This window comes from Bradyrhizobium sp. WBOS07 (genome assembly GCF_024585165.1).
Lineage (GTDB): Bacteria > Pseudomonadota > Alphaproteobacteria > Rhizobiales > Xanthobacteraceae > Bradyrhizobium > Bradyrhizobium japonicum_B.
In genome coordinates this window covers 1,310,860-1,333,615 of the sequence record NZ_CP029008.1, presented here as the reverse complement: position 1 = coordinate 1,333,615, position 22,756 = coordinate 1,310,860, and the positions used below count along the sequence as shown (strand labels likewise).

The 22,756-nt window shown below is 64.0% G+C and carries 26 protein-coding genes; 15 read left to right on the top strand and 11 right to left on the bottom strand.

The annotated features are described in order from the left end of the window. Nucleotides 1-405 precede the first annotated feature (405 nt). The 3 genes from mnmE to hemJ all read right to left on the bottom strand — a co-directional run bounded on the left by mnmE (nt 406) and on the right by hemJ (nt 4,035). On the bottom strand, nt 406-1,764 hold the full coding sequence (mnmE, locus tag DCM79_RS06275) for a tRNA uridine-5-carboxymethylaminomethyl(34) synthesis GTPase MnmE (protein WP_257179121.1): 1,359 nt from the start codon (nt 1,762-1,764) through the stop codon (nt 406-408). Between the two features lie 321 nt (nt 1,765-2,085). Continuing rightward, nucleotides 2,086-3,351, bottom strand: coding sequence for a transcription termination factor Rho (rho, locus tag DCM79_RS06270; RefSeq protein WP_028133442.1), 1,266 nt, complete (start codon nt 3,349-3,351; stop codon nt 2,086-2,088). A 249-nt stretch (nt 3,352-3,600) separates the two neighbouring features. Then, a complete protein-coding gene (gene hemJ, locus DCM79_RS06265; RefSeq protein ID WP_257179119.1) occupies nt 3,601-4,035 on the bottom strand; it encodes a protoporphyrinogen oxidase HemJ in 435 nt (144 codons plus the stop codon). Between the two features lie 458 nt (nt 4,036-4,493). Here hemJ and DCM79_RS06260 point away from each other — a divergent pair, with 458 nt between their 5' ends. From DCM79_RS06260 to dnaQ, 4 genes are read left to right on the top strand one after another with little or no spacing between them, the layout of a single operon-like run. Continuing rightward, nucleotides 4,494-5,333: a pyruvate, water dikinase regulatory protein gene (locus DCM79_RS06260; RefSeq protein ID WP_128921096.1), complete on the top strand. Its 840-nt coding sequence runs from the start codon at nt 4,494-4,496 to the stop codon at nt 5,331-5,333. An 8-nt stretch (nt 5,334-5,341) separates the two neighbouring features. Continuing rightward, complete coding sequence (locus DCM79_RS06255) at nt 5,342-5,950, top strand: Maf family nucleotide pyrophosphatase (RefSeq protein WP_257179118.1); 609 nt, start codon at nt 5,342-5,344, stop codon at nt 5,948-5,950. Nucleotides 5,951-5,973: 23 nt separating this feature from the next. Beyond that, nucleotides 5,974-6,573, top strand: coding sequence for a dephospho-CoA kinase (coaE, locus tag DCM79_RS06250; RefSeq protein ID WP_257179117.1), 600 nt, complete (start codon nt 5,974-5,976; stop codon nt 6,571-6,573). Between the two features lie 55 nt (nt 6,574-6,628). Further along, the gene (gene dnaQ, locus DCM79_RS06245) at nt 6,629-7,342 is read left to right on the top strand and encodes a DNA polymerase III subunit epsilon (protein WP_257179116.1); all 714 of its coding nucleotides are present in this window, start codon (nt 6,629-6,631) and stop codon (nt 7,340-7,342) included. Between the two features lie 9 nt (nt 7,343-7,351). On the opposite strand, the gene secB is transcribed toward dnaQ, so the two are convergent. Next, nucleotides 7,352-7,843: a protein-export chaperone SecB gene (gene secB, locus DCM79_RS06240; protein WP_028133448.1), complete on the bottom strand. Its 492-nt coding sequence runs from the start codon at nt 7,841-7,843 to the stop codon at nt 7,352-7,354. 414 nt (nt 7,844-8,257) lie between these two features. Between secB and DCM79_RS06235 the strand changes: the two genes are divergently transcribed. The 3 genes from DCM79_RS06235 to DCM79_RS06225 are packed head-to-tail and all read left to right on the top strand — an operon-like array spanning nt 8,258 to nt 11,095. Beyond that, nucleotides 8,258-8,965: a Tim44/TimA family putative adaptor protein gene (locus DCM79_RS06235; RefSeq protein WP_257179115.1), complete on the top strand. Its 708-nt coding sequence runs from the start codon at nt 8,258-8,260 to the stop codon at nt 8,963-8,965. Further along, nucleotides 8,943-10,508, top strand: coding sequence for a murein transglycosylase A (locus DCM79_RS06230; protein ID WP_257179114.1), 1,566 nt, complete (start codon nt 8,943-8,945; stop codon nt 10,506-10,508). Before DCM79_RS06235 ends, DCM79_RS06230 begins: the two co-directional genes overlap by 23 nt. Continuing rightward, complete coding sequence (locus DCM79_RS06225) at nt 10,505-11,095, top strand: Smr/MutS family protein (protein ID WP_257179113.1); 591 nt, start codon at nt 10,505-10,507, stop codon at nt 11,093-11,095. Before DCM79_RS06230 ends, DCM79_RS06225 begins: the two co-directional genes overlap by 4 nt. A 64-nt stretch (nt 11,096-11,159) precedes the next feature. Here the strand turns inward: DCM79_RS06225 and DCM79_RS06220 are convergent, their stop codons facing one another. From DCM79_RS06220 to hslV, 5 genes are all read right to left on the bottom strand, one after another. Further along, nucleotides 11,160-12,284 (bottom strand): hypothetical protein, encoded by a 1,125-nt coding sequence (locus tag DCM79_RS06220; protein WP_257179112.1) that lies wholly within the window; start codon nt 12,282-12,284, stop codon nt 11,160-11,162. 201 nt (nt 12,285-12,485) lie between these two features. Then, complete coding sequence (hslU, locus tag DCM79_RS06215) at nt 12,486-13,790, bottom strand: ATP-dependent protease ATPase subunit HslU (RefSeq protein ID WP_257179111.1); 1,305 nt, start codon at nt 13,788-13,790, stop codon at nt 12,486-12,488. A gap of 52 nt (nt 13,791-13,842) precedes the next feature. Further along, nucleotides 13,843-14,490 carry a DUF2585 domain-containing protein gene (locus tag DCM79_RS06210; protein ID WP_257179110.1) on the bottom strand — a complete coding sequence of 216 codons (648 nt, stop codon included), beginning with the start codon at nt 14,488-14,490 and terminating at the stop codon, nt 13,843-13,845. Further along, nucleotides 14,487-14,969, bottom strand: a complete 483-nt coding sequence (locus DCM79_RS06205) for a GNAT family N-acetyltransferase (RefSeq protein WP_257179109.1) — start codon at nt 14,967-14,969, stop codon at nt 14,487-14,489. Before DCM79_RS06205 ends, DCM79_RS06210 begins: the two co-directional genes overlap by 4 nt. Before the next feature lie 94 nt (nt 14,970-15,063). Then, nucleotides 15,064-15,624: an ATP-dependent protease subunit HslV gene (hslV, locus tag DCM79_RS06200; RefSeq protein WP_257179108.1), complete on the bottom strand. Its 561-nt coding sequence runs from the start codon at nt 15,622-15,624 to the stop codon at nt 15,064-15,066. 250 nt (nt 15,625-15,874) lie between these two features. Here hslV and hisB point away from each other — a divergent pair, with 250 nt between their 5' ends. The 8 genes from hisB to DCM79_RS06160 all read left to right on the top strand — a co-directional run bounded on the left by hisB (nt 15,875) and on the right by DCM79_RS06160 (nt 20,943). Next, on the top strand, nt 15,875-16,468 hold the full coding sequence (hisB, locus tag DCM79_RS06195; protein WP_257179107.1) for an imidazoleglycerol-phosphate dehydratase HisB: 594 nt from the start codon (nt 15,875-15,877) through the stop codon (nt 16,466-16,468). A gap of 63 nt (nt 16,469-16,531) precedes the next feature. Beyond that, complete coding sequence (locus DCM79_RS06190) at nt 16,532-17,062, top strand: DUF2628 domain-containing protein (protein WP_257179106.1); 531 nt, start codon at nt 16,532-16,534, stop codon at nt 17,060-17,062. After that, a complete protein-coding gene (gene hisH, locus DCM79_RS06185) occupies nt 17,059-17,709 on the top strand; it encodes an imidazole glycerol phosphate synthase subunit HisH (RefSeq protein ID WP_257179105.1) in 651 nt (216 codons plus the stop codon). The genes DCM79_RS06190 and hisH overlap by 4 nt, the downstream gene beginning before the upstream one ends. After that, nucleotides 17,706-18,443, top strand: a complete 738-nt coding sequence (gene hisA / locus DCM79_RS06180) for a 1-(5-phosphoribosyl)-5-[(5-phosphoribosylamino)methylideneamino]imidazole-4-carboxamide isomerase (protein WP_257179104.1) — start codon at nt 17,706-17,708, stop codon at nt 18,441-18,443. Before hisH ends, hisA begins: the two co-directional genes overlap by 4 nt. A 3-nt stretch (nt 18,444-18,446) precedes the next feature. Then, nucleotides 18,447-19,220: an imidazole glycerol phosphate synthase subunit HisF gene (gene hisF / locus DCM79_RS06175; RefSeq protein WP_257179103.1), complete on the top strand. Its 774-nt coding sequence runs from the start codon at nt 18,447-18,449 to the stop codon at nt 19,218-19,220. Between the two features lie 77 nt (nt 19,221-19,297). Beyond that, complete coding sequence (locus tag DCM79_RS06170; protein WP_028133462.1) at nt 19,298-19,621, top strand: phosphoribosyl-ATP diphosphatase; 324 nt, start codon at nt 19,298-19,300, stop codon at nt 19,619-19,621. A 24-nt stretch (nt 19,622-19,645) separates the two neighbouring features. Continuing rightward, nucleotides 19,646-20,602 (top strand): type I pantothenate kinase, encoded by a 957-nt coding sequence (gene coaA / locus DCM79_RS06165; protein ID WP_126256889.1) that lies wholly within the window; start codon nt 19,646-19,648, stop codon nt 20,600-20,602. Between the two features lie 101 nt (nt 20,603-20,703). Continuing rightward, entirely contained in the window at nt 20,704-20,943 is a 240-nt protein-coding gene (locus DCM79_RS06160; RefSeq protein ID WP_257179102.1) for a hypothetical protein, read from the top strand. 4 nt (nt 20,944-20,947) lie between these two features. Here DCM79_RS06160 and DCM79_RS06155 read toward each other — a convergent pair whose 3' ends face one another. Continuing rightward, the gene (locus tag DCM79_RS06155; RefSeq protein WP_257179101.1) at nt 20,948-22,006 is read right to left on the bottom strand and encodes an AI-2E family transporter; all 1,059 of its coding nucleotides are present in this window, start codon (nt 22,004-22,006) and stop codon (nt 20,948-20,950) included. 112 nt (nt 22,007-22,118) lie between these two features. Next, nucleotides 22,119-22,748: a histidine phosphatase family protein gene (locus DCM79_RS06150; protein ID WP_257179100.1), complete on the bottom strand. Its 630-nt coding sequence runs from the start codon at nt 22,746-22,748 to the stop codon at nt 22,119-22,121. Between the last annotated feature and the right edge of the window lie 8 nt (nt 22,749-22,756).

Below are 22,756 nucleotides of genomic sequence, written 5' to 3'. Positions count from 1 at the left end.
CAAGCTCGGCCGCCGCGAGGCAGACGGGCCGCCGATGCCATCCGGCTTACCGACACCCAGCGAAACTCGTCACGCTTGGTCGAACGCAATGAGGCCACCACCTTTCTCACGCAGCGACGCACTCCACAACCTTCCGCGTGCCCAGACCAGCACAACGCGCGTTGCTGCGCAGAGCCGGGATCCAGAAGCTGTGAGCCAGTTTGCGACGTCGTGGTCCCGCTCAGCAGCGCACCGTCGAAGCGACTGCGATGCGTCCGGGACGCGTGGAGCGTCGGTGCCGCAGCCGCCTCCATTCGACCGCAACCGGCAGTGGACCACGTTTCACGTGAAACACGGTTTTTCCAGTGTTTCACGTGAAACACCAAGAAGTGGAACAAGCGCTAGTTCTACAATGAAGAACTAGACCTACTTTCCGATGCAAAACTTCTGGAATATCGCCCCGAGGACATCCTCGACGTCCACCCGGCCCAGCAGCCGGCCGAGGGCAAAAGCGGCGGCTCGCAATTCCTCGGCGGCCAGCTCCTCGCCCTCTTCTACAAGCTCAAGGCTCCGGCGCAAGCTGTCCGAGGCGCGGCACAACAGCTCGCGCTGGCGCGCCCGGGTCACAATGGCGCCCTCGCTGGCTCCGAAGAACTCGGCCGCGAATTTGACGAGGGCCTGAATTAGTTCCGGGGTGCCGACGCCATCACGCGCCGAGATCGCAAACTCGCCGGGTACCAAGGCGCTCCCAGCCCCACCCAGATCGATCTTGTTGCGGACGACCCAGACCGGGCCACCGGACCGATCGGCATCCTTCCCGGAATTCCGAAGCGCCCGCGTCATATCGGGATCGGCGGCTTGCCCGGACTCGACCAGCCACAACACCAGGTCGGCATCCTCGGCCCGCGCCCGCGCCCGGCGCACGCCCTCCTGCTCGACCGGATCGTCGGTTTCGCGGATGCCGGCGGTGTCGATGATCGTGACGGGATAGCCGTCGAGGTCGAGCTGGACCTCGATCACGTCGCGCGTGGTGCCGGCATGCGGCGAGACGATCGCGACCTCGCGCCGCGCCAGCTGGTTCATCAGCGTCGACTTGCCGACATTCGGCTCGCCCGCGATCGCCACCACCAGCCCGTCGCGCAGGCGTTCAGAATGTCCCTGTGCCGCAAGGACATTTGCAATTTCACCATGCAGCGCCTTGATCGCCGCGACGGCCGGCGCCGTCAATTCGGCGGGCACATCGCCTTCGTCGGAGAAATCGATGCCGGCTTCGACCAGCGCCGACGCCTCGATGATCCGCTCGCGCCAGTCGCGCGCGCGGTCGCCGAGCAGGCCCTGCAACTGCCGCAGCGCCTGGCGCCGCTGCCGGTCGGTGTCGGCGTGAATGAGATCGTCGAGACCCTCGGCTTCCGTGAGGTCGAGCTTGCCGTTCTCGAAGGCCCGCCGCGTGAACTCACCCGGCTCGGCTGCGCGCGTATCCTGAATAACCGAAATAGCGTCGAGCAGCGCCGCCAGCACCGCGCGGCCGCCATGGACGTGAAACTCGGCGACGTCCTCGCCGGTCGCGCTGGCCGGCCCTGGAAACCAGAGCACGACCGCATCGTCGATCGGCTGGCCCGCCCCGTCGCGGAGCAGCCGGCGGCTCGCCACGCGCGGAGCCGGCAATTGGCCGGCAAACGTGGTCAGAACCTGGCCAGCCTGAGATCCCGATACCCGCACCACAGCGATCGCGCTCGGTGCCCGTCCGGACGACAATGCAAAGATGGTCTGGTCCCGTGGATGCATGGCTTATTTGTCCGGCTGCCGATCAAAAGGCAAATGTCCGTTCCGGGGGGACGAGACAGCATAGTTTGCTGCGCCGCTTGCCGCAGCAACCTTGATATTGCGCTGCAGCATAACACGACACTTTTGCTGCAATTATTCGCGGCGCTGATCCAAAGGACAGCAGGACGTCAAAATATTCCGAATATAAATCAACGTATTACGTAAATCTGCGCTTCGGCATCACGTCGCCTCCATGCTGCGCCTCCGCTGCAACAAGTCTGCACAATAAAAAGGGCGCCCCGAGGCGCCCTTTGAGCTTAAGCAACTTATGTTGCACTGCACTCAGGTGTTCATGGAGTCGAAGAACTCCGAATTGCTCTTGGTCGAGCGCAGCTTGTCGAGCAGGAAGTCGATCGCGTCCATCGTGCCCATCGGATTGAGGATGCGGCGGAGCACGTACATCTTCTTGAGCACCTGCGGATCGGTGATGAGTTCCTCCTTGCGGGTTCCGGAGCGCGAGATGTCGATCGCCGGGAAGGTGCGCTTGTCCGAGACCTTGCGGTCCAGGATCAGTTCCGAGTTACCGGTGCCCTTGAACTCTTCGAAGATGACCTCGTCCATGCGGCTGCCGGTATCGACCAGCGCGGTCGCGATAATGGTCAGCGAGCCGCCCTCCTCGATGTTGCGGGCGGCGCCGAAGAACCGCTTCGGGCGCTGCAGCGCGTTGGCGTCGACACCGCCGGTCAGCACCTTGCCGGATGACGGCACCACGGTGTTGTAGGCGCGGCCGAGGCGCGTGATCGAATCGAGCAGGATCACGACGTCGCGGCCATGCTCGACCAGGCGCTTGGCTTTCTCGATCACCATCTCGGCGACCTGGACGTGGCGCACCGCCGGCTCGTCGAAGGTCGACGACACCACCTCGCCCTTCACCGAGCGCTGCATGTCCGTGACTTCTTCCGGACGTTCGTCGATCAACAGCACGATCAGGTAGCACTCGGGATGATTGTGCGTGATCGAGTGCGCGATGTTCTGCATCAGCACGGTCTTACCCGTGCGCGGCGGCGCCACGATCAGAGCGCGCTGGCCCTTGCCGATGGGAGCGACGATGTCGATCACCCGTGCAGACAAGTCTTTCCGCGTCGGATCGTCGATCTCCATGCGGAAGCGCTGATTCGGAAACAGCGGCGTGAGGTTGTCGAAATTGACCTTGTGCTTGGCCTTTTCCGGATCCTCGAAATTGAGCGTGTTGACCTTGAGCAGCGCGAAATAGCGCTCGCCCTCTTTCGGGCTGCGGATGTGGCCTTCGATAGTATCGCCGGTGCGCAGGCCGAAACGGCGGATCTGCGACGGCGAAACGTAGATGTCGTCGGGGCCCGGCAGATAATTCGCATCGGGTGAGCGCAGGAAACCGAAGCCGTCGGAGAGAACCTCGACGACGCCCTCGCCGACGATGTCGGTTTCGGCGAGCGCAAGCTGCTTGAGAATGGCGAACAGCAGCTCCTGCTTGCGCATCGTGCTGGCGTTCTCGACCCCATGCTCTTCCGCGAACGAGACGAGCTCGGCCGGCGTCTTCGACTTGAGGTCCTGAAGTTTAATTTCCCGCATTGGGGTGGTCCTGTGGGGTAACCTTGGAAGGGGGGTGCGAGGAGGCTCTGAAATGCGGACGTGACAAGGTAAGGTCCGCAGGTCTGGCAAGGTTAAGTGCCGGTGAGGCTTCAAACCTGATGCGGTGTCCGGCCTCTGGAAAGCTCAGACACAACCACATCCGCCTGCGTTGGGTGGGATGTCGCCAATATAGAAAATCGCTTCCTGCTCCGCAAGCCGAAGCGCTGGGCTTATCGTCACGGGCCTTGCCTAGAACGGCTTCACGATCACCATGATGACGATGAAAATCATCAGCACGGTCGGCACCTCATTGATAATGCGATAGAATTTCTGGGTGCGCGGGCGCCGGTCGGCGGCGAAATCCTTCAGCCAGCGAGAAAAATAGCCGTGGACCGCAGACATCGCCAGCACCAGTGCAAGTTTTACGTGCAGCCAGCCGAACGAGAACCAATGGCCGGACCAGGCGAGATAGAGCCCGGCGAGCCAGGTGACCATCATGGCAGGATTGATGATGGCCTTGAGCAGCCGGCGTTCCATGACCTTGAACGTTTCCGACTGCTTCGAGCCGACCTCGGCCTCGGAATGATAGACGAACAGCCGCGGCAGATAGAGCATGCCGGCCATCCAGGCGATGACGGCGATCACGTGCAGCGCCTTGATCCAGAGATAGATGTCTTCGAACATTTTCGCGGGTCCGGCTTTCTGCCCAGTGCAGGGAACTGGGGATAGTAAGAACTCGTTAAGGTCTCACCGTGCACACATATCCGTCCGTAGTGCCTTCCTCAAATCTAGAATCTTAGATTCTTAAGGTTTGAGTCTATGTGACCGTGGATTGGACTCATGCAATTCCATCCGCGAGTTTACGCGCGCTTGTTCACATCCATCCACATATCCCGGCGAGGTCTGCGGACTTCCGATAAGTCAGCCGGCTGCAAAGACTTGCGCGATTCTGTCGGCAGCTTATCAAGGCATTTGTCCGCGCAATCCCATTTCCGGCCCGATGGGGCGGCAGACTTGTTCTGAGGGGCAGCGGTGTGAACAAAATTGGCACTTGTCCCGCCCCCGGTGTCGCGCAACCCTTTCCAAGGGGTTAAGCTCCACAGAAATCCACAATTCGCCCCGCCCTCATACAAAGAGTTTTTGTGCCGACCTCGAACAATTATTTCCATCTTCACCTCGTGTCTGACTCCACCGGCGAGACGCTGATCACCGTGGCGCGCGCGGTCGCGGCCCAATACGCCAATGTCACGCCGGTCGAACATGTCTATCCGCTGGTACGCAGCCAGAAGCAGCTCGATCGCGTGCTCGACGAGATCGAGGAAGCCCCGGGAATCGTGCTGTTCACGCTGCTGGAGAAGGATCTGGTCTCCAGGCTCGAGGACAAGTGCAAGGAGATCAATGTTCCGAGCCTGTCGATCATCGGCCCGGTGATGCAGCTGTTCGAAGCCTATCTCGGGGCTGCGACCACGGGCCGCGTCGGCGCCCAGCACGTCCTCAACGCGGAATATTTCAAGCGCATCGATGCGCTGAACTACACCATGATCCACGACGACGGCCAGCATGTCGACGGTCTCAACGATGCCGACGTCGTCCTGGTCGGCGTCTCCCGCACCTCGAAGACGCCGACATCGATCTATCTCGCCAATCGCGGCATCCGCACCGCCAACGTGCCGCTGGTTCCGGGCATTCCGGTGCCCTCGCAATTGGAGACGCTGACGCGGCCGCTGGTCGTCAGCCTGCACGCGACGCCTGAACGCCTGATCCAGATCCGTCAGAATCGCCTGCTCTCGATGGGCGCGGAGTCCGGCAGCGACACCTACACCGACAAGCAATCGGTCACCGAGGAGGTCGCGTTTGCGCGCAAGCTCAGTGCCAAGCACGATTGGCCGCTGCTGGACGTCACCCGCCGCTCGATCGAGGAAACCGCGGCCGCGATCATGAAGCTCTACAGCGATCGCCAACGCAATCGGCCGTCCGAATAGTTGTCGCGATGGGTCTGTGGCGCGGCACATCTCCATTGATCCTGGCCTCGCAGAGCAGCGCGCGTAAAATGCTGCTGGCCAATGCCGGGCTGGAATTCATGGCTGTTACCGCCGATATCGACGAACGCGGCATTCAGGCCGCCTCGGCGCTGTCAAATCCGCGCGAGATCGCCCTGCTGCTTTCGCGTGAAAAGGCCAAGGCGGTCTCTGCCCGTCATCCCGGAAGCTACGTGATCGGCGCCGATCAGACCCTGGCGCTTGGCAACCGCCTCTTCAACAAGCCGGCCGGCCGCGACCAGGCCTTGGCGCAATTGCGGGATCTCACCGGCAACAGCCATGAGCTGAATTCAGCGGTGGCCGTGGCGCATGACGACAAGATTGTCTTCGAAGATGTCTCGATCGCCCGCATGACCATGCGTGGGATGACCGATGCGGAGCTGTCGGCCTATCTGGATGCGGCCGGCGACGCCGTCACGACCAGCGTCGGGGCCTATCAGCTCGAGCGGCTGGGCGTCCATTTGTTCGAGCGCATCGAGGGCGACCATTTCACCATTCTCGGCCTGCCGCTGCTGCCGCTGCTTGCGTTCCTGCGGCATGAGCGGCTAGTTGCGGTGTGACGACGGGAGATGGCTGCGCGCTGATGCGGATCCTGGGACTGACCGGTTCGATCGGGATGGGAAAATCAACCACCGCGAAACTGTTCGCGGAGGCCGGTGTGCCCGTCTACGACGCCGATGCCGCGGTGCATCAGCTCTATGAGGGCGAAGCAGCCCCGGCGATCGAGGCTGCCTTTCCCGGCACCACCGTGAACGGCAAGGTGGACCGGCCGAAGCTGTCGGCGCGCGTCGTGCATGATCCCGCCGCGATCAAGCAGCTCGAGCAGATCGTGCATCCGATGCTCGGCGCCTCCCGGCAAAAATTCTTCGCCGAGGCCGAGGCGGCCAAGGCGCCGGTCGTAGTGCTCGACATCCCGCTGCTGTTCGAGACCGGCGGCGAGAAGCGGGTTGATGCCGTGGTCGTGGTGTCGACCTCGCCGGAACTCCAGCGCGCGCGGGTGCTGGCGCGGGGCACGATGGACGAAGCCAAGCTCGATGCCATCATCGCCAAGCAGACGCCCGATGCCGAGAAGCGCAAGCGGGCGGATTTCGTGGTGGATACCTCGCACGGACTGGAGCCGGTGCGGGCGCAAATCGCGCACATCCTGGCCGAGGTCGTTAAGATGCCGCAGCGGCGAACCTGATTCGCCGCCTGACACGGCTCTCACGACCCTGATCTCAAGACGCTGATCTCAAGACATGCGCGAAATCGTCCTCGACACCGAAACCACCGGCCTCGATCCGCTTCGCGGCGATCGTCTGGTCGAAATCGGCTGCGTCGAGATCCTGAACCGCATGCCGACGGGCCAGACCTATCACGTCTATATCAATCCTGAGCGGGACATGCCGGCGGAAGCCTTCGCGGTGCACGGGCTATCGGCCGAATTCCTGTCGACCAAGCCGCTGTTCCACGAGGTCGTCGATGCGTTTCTTGAGTTCATCGGCGACGACCCGCTGGTGATCCACAACGCCTCGTTCGATATCAGCTTCATCAATGCCGAGCTCGACCGGATCAAGCGCGCAGCGATCCCGCGGGAGCGGCTGGTCGATACGCTGCTGCTGGCACGGCGCAAGCATCCGGGCGTGTCGAACCGGCTCGATGATCTCTGCTCGCGCTATGCGATCGACAATTCACACCGCACCAAGCACGGCGCGCTGCTGGACGCCGAGCTGCTGGCCGAGGTCTATGTCGACCTGGTCGGAGCCCGGCAGTCACAGCTGCTTCTGGCCTCGGAGAGGGAAGAGATTCGCATCAATGCCGCGGGCGATACGCCGCGGCGGCAGCGCCTGGTGCCGCTCGCGCCGCGGGTTTCGGATGCTGAAAGAGAGGCCCATCGGGCCTTCATCGCAACGATGGGCGAAAAGGCGATCTGGAACGAGTATCTCGCCGCTTCAGTCGCCCCGGCCGGTTAGGACTGCCAGTTAGGCTTGGCCGGTCTGGCCACCGCCCTGGGCGGCCATTTGCCGCTCCATGTTCTGGCGATAGAGACCGACGAAGTCGACCGGATCCAGCATCAGGGGCGGGAACCCGCCGTCGCGCACCGCGGTCGCGATGATCTCGCGCGCAAACGGGAACAGCAGGCGCGGGCACTCGATCATGACCAGCGGATGCAGATTCTCCTTCGGCACGTTAGCGATGCGGAACACGCCGGCATAGGCGAGCTCGAACGAGAACATGATCTTGCCCGCGGTGTCGGCCTTGCCCTCGACCGACAGCGTTACCTCGAACTCCTGCTCGCTGAGATTATTGGCGCTGACATTGATCTGGATGTTGATCTGGGGCGGCTGGCTCTGCTGCTGGAGCGAGCCCGGCGCGTTCGGATTTTCGAACGACAGGTCCTTGGTATATTGCGCCAGCACGTTGAGCTGGGGAGCCTGGGCCGCCTCGGGAGGGGTGCCGTTACCGTTGGTCATGAGAGTCTCTCCTTACCCGATTTGGGCTGAATTTCGCGGCGGTTGGCTAACATAGGGCCGCCTCGTTCCACAAGGACGAACGGTCCCGGGGGCGGGGATTCGGTCCGCGCCGCCAAGTGCGACGGTCACCCTGCCTTTTCGGTAAAATTGCGCCTTAAACGATTGAAGATACGCGATTTCCGGGCAGGATCGGGTTTCCCCTTAAGCATAAAACGCGCTACACTCGCTGCTGTGCCAAAAGGCGCCATTGGCCGGGCAAGATTTCGTGCCTACATCCCACTGACCTGATGTGGACCCAAATTGGCGACGTAGACTTGCCGTTTCCGTAGGGAACGGTTGACTGGCCGGATTGATTTTCCCGGCGACGACGCCAAAAGCGAAGACCCAGAGCAAAGACCAGAAAGCGAATCCGACGTGGACATCTACACCATCATCTTCCTGGCGCTGGCGGTCTTCATCTTTCTGCGGCTGCGCAGCGTGCTCGGACAGCGAACCGGTAACGAACGGCCGCCGTTCGACCGGACCGCCGCCCGCAATGCGCTGGGAGGCGCCCAGGACAACAATGTCGTGACCATGCCGGGCAAGGTGATCGACCAGGCCCCGTTGGCGCCGTCGGCCGACCCGACCCCGCCCGCCGACCGCTGGAAGGGCCTGGCCGAACCCGGCACCGCGCTGGCGCAGGGCCTGGACGCCATCGTCGAGAAGGATTCCACGTTCGACCCGCGTCATTTCATCTCGGGCGCCCGCGGCGCCTATGAGATGATCGTGCTGGCCTTTGCCAATGGCGACCGCCGCGCGCTGCGCGACCTGCTGTCGTCGGAGGTCTACGAAAGCTTCGACGCCGCGATCAAGGAGCGCGAGAAGAACGAGCAGAAGACCGAGACCCGCTTCGTCTCGATCGACAAGGCCGAGCTCGTCGGCGCCGAGCAGCGCGACCGGACCGCCCAGCTCACGATCCGTTTCGTCTCGCAGATGATCTCGGCCACCCGCGACAAGGCCGGCAACATCGTCGACGGCAGCGCGGACACGGTCGCCGACATCACCGACATCTGGACTTTCGCCCGCGACGTCACCTCTCGCGATCCGAACTGGAAGCTGGTTGGCACCGGAAGCGCGAATTAAGACCTTCTTGAAGACCAGCGCGACCGCGCTTTGCGCAGGCGCCGTCGCGCTGTCATCGTTTTCGCTCGGCGCCGAGGCGGCGCGACGCCATTATCGCAACCATCACCATCATCATCGTCACCATCCGCCGCAGTTGCCTGCTGTGCCATTGCGGGCTTTGCCCTACCCGCAGCTCCCCCTGCCGTTCGAAATTTCCGGCGCGCAATATCTGCCACTCGCCTGGGCGGACGTGAAGGGCTGGGACGACGACAATCACCTCGCCGCGTACAAGACATTCCGCGCCAGCTGCCGCTCGATCAACGCGCAGAACGGCGCAGCCGAGGTCAAGAACGGCGAGGCCAAGGCCTTGGCCGGGTCTCTGAACGAGCCGTGCCGGGCGGCCAAAACGCTCGACCTCACTGACGAGGCCAAAGCGAAATCCTTCTTCGAGGAGAATTTCACTCCGCTGCGCATCTCGCGCCTCGGCGAGCCCGCCGGGTTCGTCACCGGCTATTACGAGCCCGTGCTGGAGGGGTCGCGCACCCAGAGCGAAATCTACAACGTTCCGGTTTACCGTCGCCCGTCGAATCTGTTCGTGCGCGGCTACAAGCAGGATTCGCTCAGCCTGCCCAACAAGGGCCCGGTCTATCGCAAGATCGGCCGCCGCAAGCTGGTGCCCTATTACGACCGCGGCGAGATCGAGGACGGCAAGATCGCCGGCCGCGGGCTGGAGATCGCCTGGCTGAAGGACCCGACCGATCTGTTGTTCGCGCAGATCCAGGGCTCGGCGCGGATCAAGTTCGACGACGGCAGCTCGGTCCGGCTCAACTACGACGCCTATAACGGCTATCCCTACACCGCCGTCGGACGCATCCTGATCGAGCGCGGCATCATTCCGAAGGAAGAGATGTCGATGCAGAAGATCAGGGAATGGATGGCGCAGAATCCTGACGGCGCCAAGGAGCTGCGCCGCGCCAACCGCGCCTACATCTTCTTCCGCGAGGTCAACCTGTCCGACAAGGACGAGGCGGTGGGCGCGCAGGGCATTCCGTTGACGGCGGGACGCTCGATCGCGGTCGACAAGTCGCTCCACGTCTACGGCACCCCGTTCTTCATCGAGGGCGAGCTGCCGATCGACTCCGAACGGGCCAAGACGCCGTTCCGTCGGCTGATGATCGCGCAGGATACTGGCTCGGCCATCATCGGCCCCGCGCGCGCCGATCTGTTCTTCGGCGCGGGCCAGGAGGCCGGCCGGGTCTCCGGGCGGCTGCGCCATCCCATGCAATTCGTGATGCTGGTACCCAAGAGCCTCGATCCCGCCCCGCGCGCCGCGAAGCTGCCGGTGCCGGATCCGCGGCCCTCGGAGAAGATCGCAAAGCTGTTTCCGCAAACCGATCCGGCCAAGGCGACGGTCAAGCCGGCCGCTGTCGCCGGCGCAATGGACAGCAAGAACGAAACCGTTGCCATCGCAGGTCCGGTTCCGCTGCCGGTGCCGCGCCCCGCGATCGAGCCTGCCTCGGAGCCGCAGCGGCCGGTGAAGAAACGTCCCCCTCGGCAGCAATGAAGCGATCGTCCCGTCCGCCCGTGCTTGAGCCTCGGCCCTCGCCGCGCCGCCGCGCGCTGAGCGAGGAGGAGCGAGAGCTGTGGGATAATGTTGCCAAGCAGGTCAAGCCGCTGCGAAAGCAGCGCGCGGCAAAAGCGCATGCCGCGCCGCGCACCGAGCCGTTGGCCGCAGCATCCGTCTTGCGCACTGCATCATCGCCACGACCGATTGCCGCCGCGCCGGCGCCGCGTGCCGCAAAACCGGCCTTCCCGCCCCTGGCGCCGCTCGGCAAGCGCGAGCGCACAAAACTGTCGCGCGGCCGCAGCGAGATCGAGGCGCGGCTCGATCTGCACGGCATGACGCAGACGCGCGCCCATCGCGCACTGACCGGCTTTCTGCATCGCGCCCATCACGACGGCCTGACCTTCGTGCTCGTCATCACCGGCAAGGGCCGCAGCGGCGGCGAAAGCGGTGTGCTGCGCCGTCAGGTGCCGGAATGGCTGAGTCTGCCGGAATTCCGCGCCTTCGTCGTCGGCTTCGAGACCGCGCATATCGGCCACGGCGGCGAGGGCGCGCTGTATGTTCGGATCAGGCGGGCACGATCGTAGCGGCTCTACACCTCTCCCGCTTGCGGGAGAGGGGCGCACCGCCGCCGCAGCTGCAAGGGAAGCTTCAAAACGGCCGGATGATGCCGACGCGCGGGATCAGTGTGATGATCAGGCCGAAGATGTTGGTGTTGCGATCCTCCGCCGGGATCAGCGGAGTCTCCCGCGCCGCCGGCAGCGTCTTCACGGCATGCAGGATCAGGAACATGCAGACCGCCCAGTTCGAGATCCAGCGCGAATAGTCGAACACCATGGCGAACATCACGAGGTAGGCGAGGCTGATTCCGATCAGCGCCGCGATGATGAGGCGGCGGTGCAGCTCGCTTTCGAGTGCGCCGATCAGGTTTGCGAAGAAACGCCACAGCGGCGTGTGCAGCCAGATCAGCAGTGCGAACACGGGTATGCCGAGGATGTTGTGCGGCAGGCGGCCCCAGGTGTCCAAAACCTCCTTCGCCAGCGGCTGGTACCAGATATAGGCGAATTGCAGCAGGTCGGTCCGCGACGGATCGGCCATGCGCGTCTTCAAATAGGTGACGAAATCCGCTTCCGGGATCGGCATCGTTCCCCAGAATTGCGCGGCGAAGAACAGCGTGGAGACGATGAGCAAGGCGACGATGCCGAAGGCGACGTTGCCGCGATTGAGCCCGTAAGCGAGATAGTGCCTGACCACGACGATGGTGACGATCGTCGGCACGTACATCAGCAGGTGAATGTGGTGGATCAGCACCAGGACGACCGCGAACAGCGCGGCCGTGGCGACGAACAGCAGCGAGCGCGCCGGAATCAGCAGTAGGACGAGCGCGAGCGCACAGCCGTAGATGTCGAAATGTCCGAGCGTGTGCATGAAGTTCTTCAGGTAGAACGGCGAGCCCGCCATGAAGACGAACAGCGGCAACGTCTTCGCGGTGAAACCGAACGTTTTCTGAAAGAGCCTCGAGAACAGCCCGAGCGTCACCAGCCACGTCACGCCGCCGAGCGCGAACACCAGCCAGACCGGCACCTTGGTCGTGACCAGAGCAACGATCGCTCCGATCAGTGCGCGCTTGATGAAGCCGAAATGATAGTCGACCAGGAGGTGGATATAGGGGACGTAAGGCGGCAGCTGGATCTTGTGGATGAAGACGCCGACGATGACCGCCGCGTTGATCGCGAGCAGCAGCCGCCAGGGGTTTTGCCGGACGCTAGCGGGCATTCGATGCCCGCGCCCTGGCAGCAAACTCCGCTGTCGTCCCGGACAAGCGAGCAGAGCGAGCGCTGATCCGGGACCCATAACCACACGAGGCTATTTGAGGCTGGGCTGGAGCTATTGTCTGTTTCAACAAGGACCGCTGGTGGTTATGGGTCCCTGCTTTCGCAGGGACGACAGCGGTATCAATAGCGCGGGCCTGGCGATTTACAAAATGAACCGGCTCAGATCCGCGTTCTTGGCGAGGTCGCCGACGTGCTTCTGCACGAAATCGGCGTCGACCTTGACGGTCTCGCCGCTGCGGTCGGGGGCGGTGAAGGAGATCTCGTCCAGCACCCGCTCCATCACGGTCTGCAGCCGCCGCGCGCCGATGTTCTCGACGGTGGAATTGACGGCGACCGCGACATCGGCGAGCGCGTCGATCGCGTCGTCGGCGATGTCGAGCGTCACGCCCTCGGTCTGCATCAGGGCGACATATTGCTTGATCAGCGAGGCCTCGGGCTCGGTCAGGATGCGGCGCATGTCGTCGCGGGTCAGCGCCTGCAATTCGACCCGGATCGGCAGCCGGCCCTGCAATTCCGGCAGCAGGTCGGACGGCTTGGCGACATGGAAGGCGCCGGAGGCGATGAACAGGATGTGGTCGGTCTTGACCGCGCCGTGCTTGGTCGAGACCGTGGTGCCCTCGATCAGCGGCAGCAGATCGCGCTGCACGCCCTCGCGGGAGACGTCGCCACCGACGCGGCCGTCGCGGGCGCAGATCTTGTCGATCTCGTCCAGGAACACGATGCCGTTGTTCTCGACCGCGCTGATCGCCTCCAGCGTCAGCTGATCGGTGTCCAGCAGCTTGTCGGATTCCTCGTTGACCAGGATCTCGTGCGAGCCCTCGACCGTGAGCCGCCGTGTCTTGCTGCGGCCGCCTAACTTGCCGAAGATGTCGCCGATCGAGATCGCGCCCATCTGCGCGCCGGGCATGCCCGGGATCTCGAACATCGGCATGCCGCCGCCCGAGGACTGCGTCTCAATCTCGATCTCCTTGTCGTTGAGCTCGCCGGCGCGCAGCTTCTTGCGAAAGGATTCGCGCGTCGTGGACGAGGCATTGGCGCCGACCAGCGCGTCGAGCACGCGCTCCTCGGCGGCGAGCTGCGCCCGGGCATGCACGTCCTTGCGCTTCTTCTCGCGGACCTGGGCGATCGCGACCTCGACGAGGTCGCGCACGATCTGCTCGACGTCGCGGCCGACATAGCCGACCTCGGTGAACTTGGTCGCTTCCACCTTCAGGAACGGTGCATTCGCGAGCCTGGCGAGCCGCCGCGCGATCTCGGTCTTTCCGACGCCGGTCGGGCCGATCATCAGGATGTTCTTCGGCAGCACCTCTTCGCGCAACGAGCCGGATAGCTGTTGCCGCCGCCAGCGGTTGCGCAGCGCGATCGAGACGGCGCGCTTGGCATCGGCCTGGCCGACGATGAAACGGTCGAGTTCGGAAACGATTTCACGCGGAGAGAAGTCTGTCATGGGACCTTAGCTAGGGTCAGTTGCGAGAGAGGACAAGCCGCATTTTCGGCCGTCAGATGATCGGCGGGCCGGATTGCCAATGCTTCACGGCCTCGATCGGATGGATCAGCATCAGGATGTTCAGCGTCAGATTGTCGCGAATGTGAAGCGCCAGCATGATCTCGAAGCTGAGCCCGAGCAGGACGGTCGCACTCACGGGCAGCGCACGCGCGGCCAGGAACCCGAGCACCATGGCCAGATTGTCGGAGACCGAGTTGACGATGCTGTCGCCGAAATAATCCAGCGAGATGGTGCCGGCGCGGTAGCGCTCGATGATGAAGGGCGAGTTCTCGACGATCTCCCAGGCGCCTTCGATCAGCATGGCGACGATCAGGCGGGCCGGCCAAGATAAACTTGGAAGAGGGAGGGGCAGCAACGGCAGGCGGGCGAACAGCAGCCAGGTCAGGCCGTAGAACAGGAAGCCGTGCAGGACGTGCGAGAAGCTGTACCAGTCGGCGATCTGCTGGGAGTTCTCCGAGCTGTTGACCACGCCGTGCCACAGCTTGACAGTGCCGCAGGTGCAGATCGGCACCCGGCCCATACCGAGCAGGATCGCGGCCTGAAGAGCCAGCAGCAATAGCGCGATGCCGACCCAGCCGAGCGGCGGAAATGCGGGCTTGGCAGTGGGGGTCTTTGCGGCGGGGGTCGCGGTGAGCGTCATGAGTCTCGGATCATCAGGAGTGCAGGACCGTCGGGCGTGACGATAACATGCTGCGGCACAAATCCGGCTTTCTCATAGGCCCGAATGGCGCGGGCATTGGCGGGACCAGGATCGATCACGATGCGCGGCACGCCGCGCGCGAAGAGCTGGTCGATGAAGGCGCGGATGAAAGCGGAGCCGTGGCCGCATCCGAGCATATCGGCCTCGCCGATGAACTGATCGAGGCCGCGTGTGCCCACCGGCTGCGGGCCGAAGCTGACGTGCCAATCACCGATCTGGTAGCACTGCAGATAGGCGAACGACCGTCCGTCAAGGCTGACGATGAACTGCGCCAGATCCGGATGATCGAGATCGCCGCCGACGAATTCGAGCGTCTCCGGATCGTGCCACCATTCGGCGACATGGGGCGCATCGAGCCAGCGCCGGATCAGCGGCATGTCGCCCGGTGTCATCGGGCGGAAGGTGTAGGTGGGGGTCATCTAGCAGCCACGGCGGCGCTGCGCCCCCTCTCCCGCTTGCGGGAGAGGTTGCACCGAGCGTGCGGGTAGGTGTTCGGACAAATGATGCTCCGCCCTACCCCGTCGCCAGGCTCTCGATGGTCAGACTGCGGTTGGTGTAGACGCAGATGTCGGCGGCGATGTCCATGGCGCGGCGGACGATGGTCTCGGCGTCCTTGTCGGTGTCGAGCAGGGCCCGTGCCGCCGCCAGCGCGTAATTGCCGCCGGAGCCGATCGCCATCACGCCGGCCTCGGGCTCCAGCACGTCGCCGGTGCCGGTCAGGACCAGGGAGACGTCCTTGTCGGCCACGATCATCATGGCTTCCAGCCGCCGCAAATAGCGGTCGGTGCGCCAGTCCTTGGCCAGCTCCACCGCGGCCCGGGTCAGCTGCCCCGGATATTGCTCGAGCTTGGCCTCCAGCCGCTCGAACAGGGTGAAGGCGTCGGCGGTGGCGCCAGCAAAGCCGCCGATCACGTCGCCCTTGCCGAGCTTGCGGACCTTCTTGGCGTTGGACTTGATCACGGTCTGGCCGATCGAAACCTGGCCGTCGCCGCCAACCACCACCCTGCCGCCCTTGCGGACCGTCAAGATCGTGGTGCCGTGCCAGCCTGGCGAGCCGTTCTGGGAAGCCTGCATGAATGATCCTCGTTGTCCGGCCTGATTTAGGCGGTCGGGGGCAACGGGACAACCTGGGCACAACGGGCCGTTCCGGGCCGAATTTCGCTCACCATAGGCAGAAGTAGAGGCCCGACGGGCCGCTCCCGCAGTAGCGAAGGCGTCATTTGGCTGTTAAGAGACTGGCGTTTTCGGCCCCGAGCATGATCCCGGAAAAGCGGGTACCGGTTTTTCGGGAAGGATCAGGCTCAAAGAGAAGCGAAAGCCTTCAATGCGCACCGCGACGATCAAGCGCAAGACCAAGGAAACCGAGATCGAGGTCTCCGTGAACCTCGATGGCACCGGCGTGGCCAATATCGCGACCGGCATCGGCTTTTTCGACCATATGCTCGATCTCCTCGCCCGCCATTCCCGCATCGACCTCACAGTCAAGGCGGTGGGCGATCTGCACATTGATTATCACCATACCACCGAAGACACCGGCATCGCGCTCGGCCAGGCGGTCAAGCAGGCGCTCGGCAACATGGCGGGTATCACCCGCTATGCCGGCGTGCACATGCCCATGGACGAGACGCTGTCGCGCGTGGTCATCGACATCTCGGGCCGCCCGTTCCTGGTGTTTAAGGCCGACTTCCCCCGCGACAAGATCGGTGAGTTCGACACCGAGCTGGTGCGGGAATGGTTCCAGGCCTTTGCCATCAACGCCGGCGTGACTCTGCACGTCGAGACCCTATATGGCGATAACAGCCACCATATCGCCGAATCCTGCTTCAAGGGTCTGGCGCGGGCGCTGCGCACCGCGGTCGCGATCGATCCGAAGGCTGTGGGCGAAATCCCGTCCACCAAGGGCTCGCTCGGCGGCTGACGTCTCTCGCGGCGGCATGCGCCGCTTGCGGTATCTCTGACTTCCTAGGAACGAGGCATCACCATGCCTGTCTACACAGTTCATGCGCCCTCTCCCGCCGGAGCCGATCTGCGCGCGACCGACAAGTTCGTGTTCGTGCGCGACGGTTTCCATTTCTGGGCGATGATCTTCGGCCCGTTCTGGCTGCTGTGGAATCGGCTGTGGCTGGCGCTGATCGGCTATCTGATCTTCATCGCCGCGTTCAATGCGGGGCTGTCGAGCCTCGGTATCGGACGCTCGTCGATCTTCTTCGCCGATCTCGTCGTCGCGCTGCTGATGGGCCTGGAGGCTTCGAGCCTGCGGCGCTGGACGCTGTCGCGCGGCAAATGGCGCCAGCTCGACGTGGTGGTGGCCGACGACGAGGACACCGCCGAGCGCCGCTTTTTCGAGCGCTGGAGCCAGAAGCAGCACGGCATCGTCAATGATCAATGGGCCGTCGACCGCGGCGGCCCGCCGCCGACCCGCAGCGTGCCGAGCCAGCAATTCTCGAACCCGCCGCCGCTTCCGGCCGGCGGCATCATCGGGTTGTTTCCAGAACCGGGAGGGTCAAGATGAGCGTCGCCATCATCGATTACGGTTCCGGCAATCTGCATTCCGCCGCGAAAGCCTTCGAGCGCGCCGCGCGCAGCCTGGACAACCCGCAAAAGGTCTTTGTGACCAGCGATCCGGACCAGGCTTACGAGGCCGACCGCCTGGTGCTGCCGGGCGTCGGTGCCTTCGCCGATTGCCGGCGCGGGCTCGATGCCGTCAACGGCATGGTCGAGGCGATCACGGAAGCGGTGCGCGTCAAGGCGCGGCCGTTCTTCGGCATCTGCGTCGGCATGCAGCTGATGGCGAGCCGCGGCAAGGAGCATGTCATCACCGAGGGCCTGAACTGGATCGGCGGCGACGTCGAGAAGATCACGCCGCGCGACGAGAGCCTGAAGATCCCGCACATGGGCTGGAACACGCTCGACCTGCTGCAGGACCATCCGGTGCTGAACAAGCTGCCGCTCGGCCCCAAGGGCCAGCACGCTTATTTCGTGCACTCCTATCACCTCAACGCGGCCAGCGAGGCGGACGTGCTCGCGCGCGCCGATTATGGCGGGCCCGTCACGGCGATCGTGGGCAAGGACACCGCCATCGGCACGCAGTTTCACCCCGAGAAGAGCCAGCGCTTCGGCCTCGCCCTGATCTCGAACTTCTTGCGATGGAAACCGTGATTCTCTTTCCCGCGATCGACCTCAAGAACGGCCAGTGCGTGCGCCTCGAGCAAGGCGACATGGCGCGCGCCACCGTGTTCAACCTCAATCCGGCGGCGCAGGCGCAGAGCTTCGTCGAGCAGGGATTTGAGTATCTCCACGTCGTCGACCTCGACGGCGCCTTTGCCGGCAAGCCGGTGAATGCAGAAGCCGTCGAGGCGATGCTGAAGACGATCAAGATCCCGGTGCAGCTCGGCGGCGGCATTCGCGATCTCAAGACCGTCGAAGCCTGGCTCGACAAGGGCATCACCCGCGTCATCATCGGCACGGCGGCGGTGCGTGATCCCGAGCTGGTGAAATCGGCCGCGAAGAAATTCCCCGGTCGCGTCGCGGTCGGGCTAGATGCCCGCGACGGCAAGGTCGCGGTCGAAGGCTGGGCCGAGACCTCGCAGGTTACGGTGCTTGAGATCGCACAGCGGTTCGAGGACGCCGGCGTCGCCGCCATCATCTTCACCGACATCGCGCGCGACGGCCTGCTCAAGGGTCTGAACCTGGACGCGACCATTGCGCTCGCGGACGCCATCTCGATTCCCGTGATCGCCTCGGGCGGCCTCGCCTCGATCGAGGACGTCAGGGCGATGCTGACACCGCGCGCGAAAAAGCTCGCCGGGGCGATCGCCGGACGTGCGCTCTATGACGGCCGGCTCGATCCCTCCGCCGCCCTCACTTTGATCCGCGACGCGCGCAGGAGCTGACACATGTTCAAGGTGCGTGTGATCCCCTGCCTCGACGTCAAGGACGGCCGCGTCGTCAAGGGCGTCAACTTCGTCGATCTCAGGGATGCCGGCGACCCCGTCGAGGCCGCGATCGCCTATGACGCGGCCGGCGCCGACGAGCTCACCTTCCTCGACATCACCGCGACCCACGAGAACCGCGGCATCATGCTGGACGTGGTCCGGCGCACCGCGGAAGCCTGTTTCATGCCCGTCACCGTCGGCGGCGGGGTGCGCGAGGTCAACGACATCAAGACGCTGCTGCGCGCTGGCGCCGACAAGGTCTCGATCAACAGTGCCGCGGTCTCGCGGCGCGAGTTCGTCAAGGAAGCGGCCGAGAAATTCGGCGAACAATGCGTCGTGGTTGCGATCGACGCCAAGCGAGTGAAGCGTCCGGGCGGCGAGCGCTGGGAGATTTTTACCCATGGCGGCCGCAACTCGACCGGCATCGACGCGATCGAATATGCCCAGGAAGTCGTCGCGCTCGGCGCTGGTGAAATCCTGCTCACCTCGATGGACCGCGACGGCACCAGGCAGGGATTCGACATCCCCCTGACCCGGGCGATCGCCGACAGCGTGCCCGTTCCGGTGATCGCCTCGGGCGGCGTCGGCAATCTCGACCATCTCGTCGATGGTATCCGCGACGGACACGCCACGGCTGTGCTGGCGGCCTCGATCTTCCATTTCGGGGAATTCACCATCCGCGAAGCCAAGGAGCACATGGCCCGCCGCGGGCTGCCGATGCGCCTCGATGCCTGACGACTCCCGCCTGCAAAAATGCTACACAAGCCAGTGGGCGACGGGCCCCTTGGCCCCATGTGTTTCTGAGTAATCCGATGCCGCGTTTCACGATCCACGATCTGGCCGAGACCATCGACATCCGCGCGGCGAACGGCGGCGAGGCATCCTATACCCGCAAGCTGCTCGACAAGGGCGCCGAGCATTGCGCCAAGAAGTTCGGCGAAGAGGCAGTCGAAACCGTAATCGCAGCAGTCGAAAACGATCGCGCGCATCTGGTCGCTGAAAGTGCCGACCTGCTCTATCATTTCCTTGTGCTGCTGAAGGCACGCGGCATAAAGCTGGAAGAGGTCGAGGCGGTGCTGGCTAAGCGCACTTCGATGTCAGGGTTGGAAGAAAAGGCTTCGCGCAAGAGCGATTGATCGAAGCAACGGAAAGGCGGCGTCATGGATATCCGCGCACCCGAGCAGCAGTATAATCCCTACCGGGTCTATACGCGCGAAGAATGGGCACGCCTGCGCGACGACACGCCGATGACGCTGGAGCCGGGCGAGTTCGACCGGCTGCGCTCACTGCACGATCGCCTCGACTTGCAGGAGGTCGAGGACATTTACCTGCCGCTGTCGCGCCTGCTCTCGATCTATGTCGATGCGATGCAGCGCCTGTATTACGCCGAGCGCCAGTTCCTCAACATCCGCGACCGCAAGGTGCCCTACATCATCGGCGTCGCCGGATCGGTCGCCGTCGGGAAGTCCACCACGGCGCGCGTGCTCCAGGCCCTGCTGGCGCGCTGGTCGCCGCGCCCCAAGGTCGAGCTGATCACCACCGACGGGTTTCTCTATCCCAATGCCGTGCTCGATCGGCAGGGCATCATGCAGAAGAAGGGTTTTCCGGAAAGCTACGACCTGCCGCTGCTGCTCAGCTTCCTCTCCGATATCAAGTCCGGCCGCGGCCACGTGCGTGCGCCAGTCTATTCGCATCTGACCTACGACATCGTGCCGAACCAATGGGCAGAGGTCGATCAGCCCGACATCCTGATCGTCGAGGGCGTCAACGTGCTGCAGACCGGCAAGCTGCCGCGCGACGGCAAGGCGGTGCCTGTAGTCTCCGACTTCTTCGACTTCTCGGTCTATATCGACGCCGACGAGGCGGCGCTGCGGCAATGGTACATCAAGCGCTTCCTGGCGCTGCGCGACACCGCCTTCACCAACCCGAAATCCTACTTCAACCGCTACGCGCTGCTGTCGGACGAGGAAGCCACCGCCACCGCCATCGCGATCTGGGAGCGCACCAACCTCGCCAATCTCGAGGACAACATCCTGCCGACCCGCCCCCGCGCGACGCTGATCCTGAAGAAAGGCGCCGACCACACGGTGGAGAGCGTGGCGTTGCGGCGGCTGTAATCGCGCCGGTTGACGAGATTCTGGATCGTTCGGGCAGAGTGTCTTTTGTTGCAGACCGGCAAAAGGTATTCAACTATGAGCGTACCAAACGCGAGGGCGCCATGGTTGATCGTCTCAGAAGTGCTGCCGAGCTGCTCGAAGCGCCGAGCTGCCCGGACTGCCATATCGAGATGAAATGGTTCCGCTCAGAACTGCTCGCGGACGAGCCGGTTCCGATCATCGCGCATCTCTTCGTCTGCCCGCATTGCAAGCGCTCCGCCCAGGCGGATACGGTCTTCAAGACAAGCCCGGTGAAGCCGGACAAGCTCTCCGCGCCGCGGTTCGTTGCTTACGCCGCGTGACAGTTCATTCCTGGACCTTCAGGCGTTCTTTCGAGCCGACGTAGATGTTCCACGCCGTCAGGAACATGGCGGCGACGAGCGGGCCGATGACGAAACCGTTGGCTCCGAAGGTCGCAAGGCCGCCCAGCGTCGCCAGCAGCACGACATAGCTCGGCATCCGGATCGACTGGCCGACCAGAACCGGGCGCAGAAAATTATCGGCGAGGCCGATGACGAAGGTCCCGAAAGCGAGCAGGATGATTCCCTTGGTTACGGCGCCCGCCACCAGCAAATAGAGGGCAGCCGGAACCCAGACCAGGGCGGAGCCGAGCACGGGCAGAAGCGACAACAGCGCCATGATGGCGCCGGCCAGCAGCGGTGCAGTCAGGCCAAGCAGCCAGAAGATCAGCCCGCCAAGTGCGCCCTGGATCAGCGCAACCAATATGATCCCCTTGATGGTCCCGCGAACCGCCAGGATGAACGCGTCCAGGATCTCGGCGGTCTGGCCCGCGCGCAGCGGCAGCGCGCTGCGGATGCGCTGGCTCAGCTCGTCGCCGTCGCGCAGGAAGAAGAACAGCAGATACAGCATCACCAGCAGGCTCGCGACGAACTCCAGCGTCAGCTGGCCGATGTTGATCGCATGCCCGGCCAGCTGCTGGCCGGCCGGGACCACCAGGCCGGACAGGCGTTCTTTCAGCGCCGAGAGGTCAATGCCGGCCAGGCGATCCGAGATGGACGCGGCCCAGTCCGGCAGCGCGGCTTTCAGTTGCTGCAGGGGATGAGCCAGATTGATCTCGCCGGCCTGAATGCGCTGATATAGCTCGCCGCCCTGGTCGACGAGCGAAGCGATCACGATCCCGACCGGGATCAGGACCAGGACGACCACCACGATGACGGTGGAAAGCGCGGCAAGATTGCGCCATTCCGGAAGCCCTTCCAGGAAGCGGCGATAGACCGGCGCGAAGATGATCGCCAGCAGCGTGGCCCACAGCAAGGCGCCGGAGAACGGCCAAAGCAGCCATCCGAACGCGAGGGTGATGACGCCGAGCCAGACGAGGAATGAGCGGTCTTCCGATGTTCTCACGTGTCGCCGGCCTCCAGTCGCACCTTGCGGCACGTTGGTAGCACAGGATCGTGACGGAGCGGCAAGTCCCGCCCCGCCGCCGTCGCGCCGGCGGCGGATTGGGTACTGTCCGTCACTTACCGGGCTTCGCAGTCCAATCCGCGATCTTGATGCGTCCCGCGAACGCGGCGGGCCCGGAGCCGTTGGTCTTGTAGACGAAGGCCTCGCCTTCCTCGACGTTGCCGGCCTCCTTGCCAAAGGCATCGGCGATGTTGGTCTTGTGAGTGACCAGTAACGTGTTGGTGCCCGCCTTCGGCGGCGCATCGACCAGCTGACGCACGGCCTGGCCGGCCTTTGCATTGGCGCCGGTCGGGTTCGCCATTCCCGACGCGCTGGCATTGCTGCTGTCCGTCAACGCATCAACCGGCTTGACCTCGCGGCCGGAGATCAGCTTGCCGGCCTCGATCGCGCGGTTCAGCCGGCTGGTGTAGACATCGCCGACGGGGATCGCGAGTTCCTTGACCGCCGCCCCGATCTGGCGCGCCATGTCCCTGCCCTTGTCGCTGAGCTGACGCTGGGCGCTCATATCGTCGAACTTGAACGGGTAGATATCCTTTTGGCTGTCGTCGGTGGCGGTGTGTCGAAATATCAGGACGAAGCCGCCTTGCTTGAGCGAGGCGACGAGTTCCGGCGTATCGGCCGCGGCGTGTCGGGAGAAACCGGCGAGAACAACAATCAATGCGAGGCGGCAAAGCACGTTCATGCGCAAAA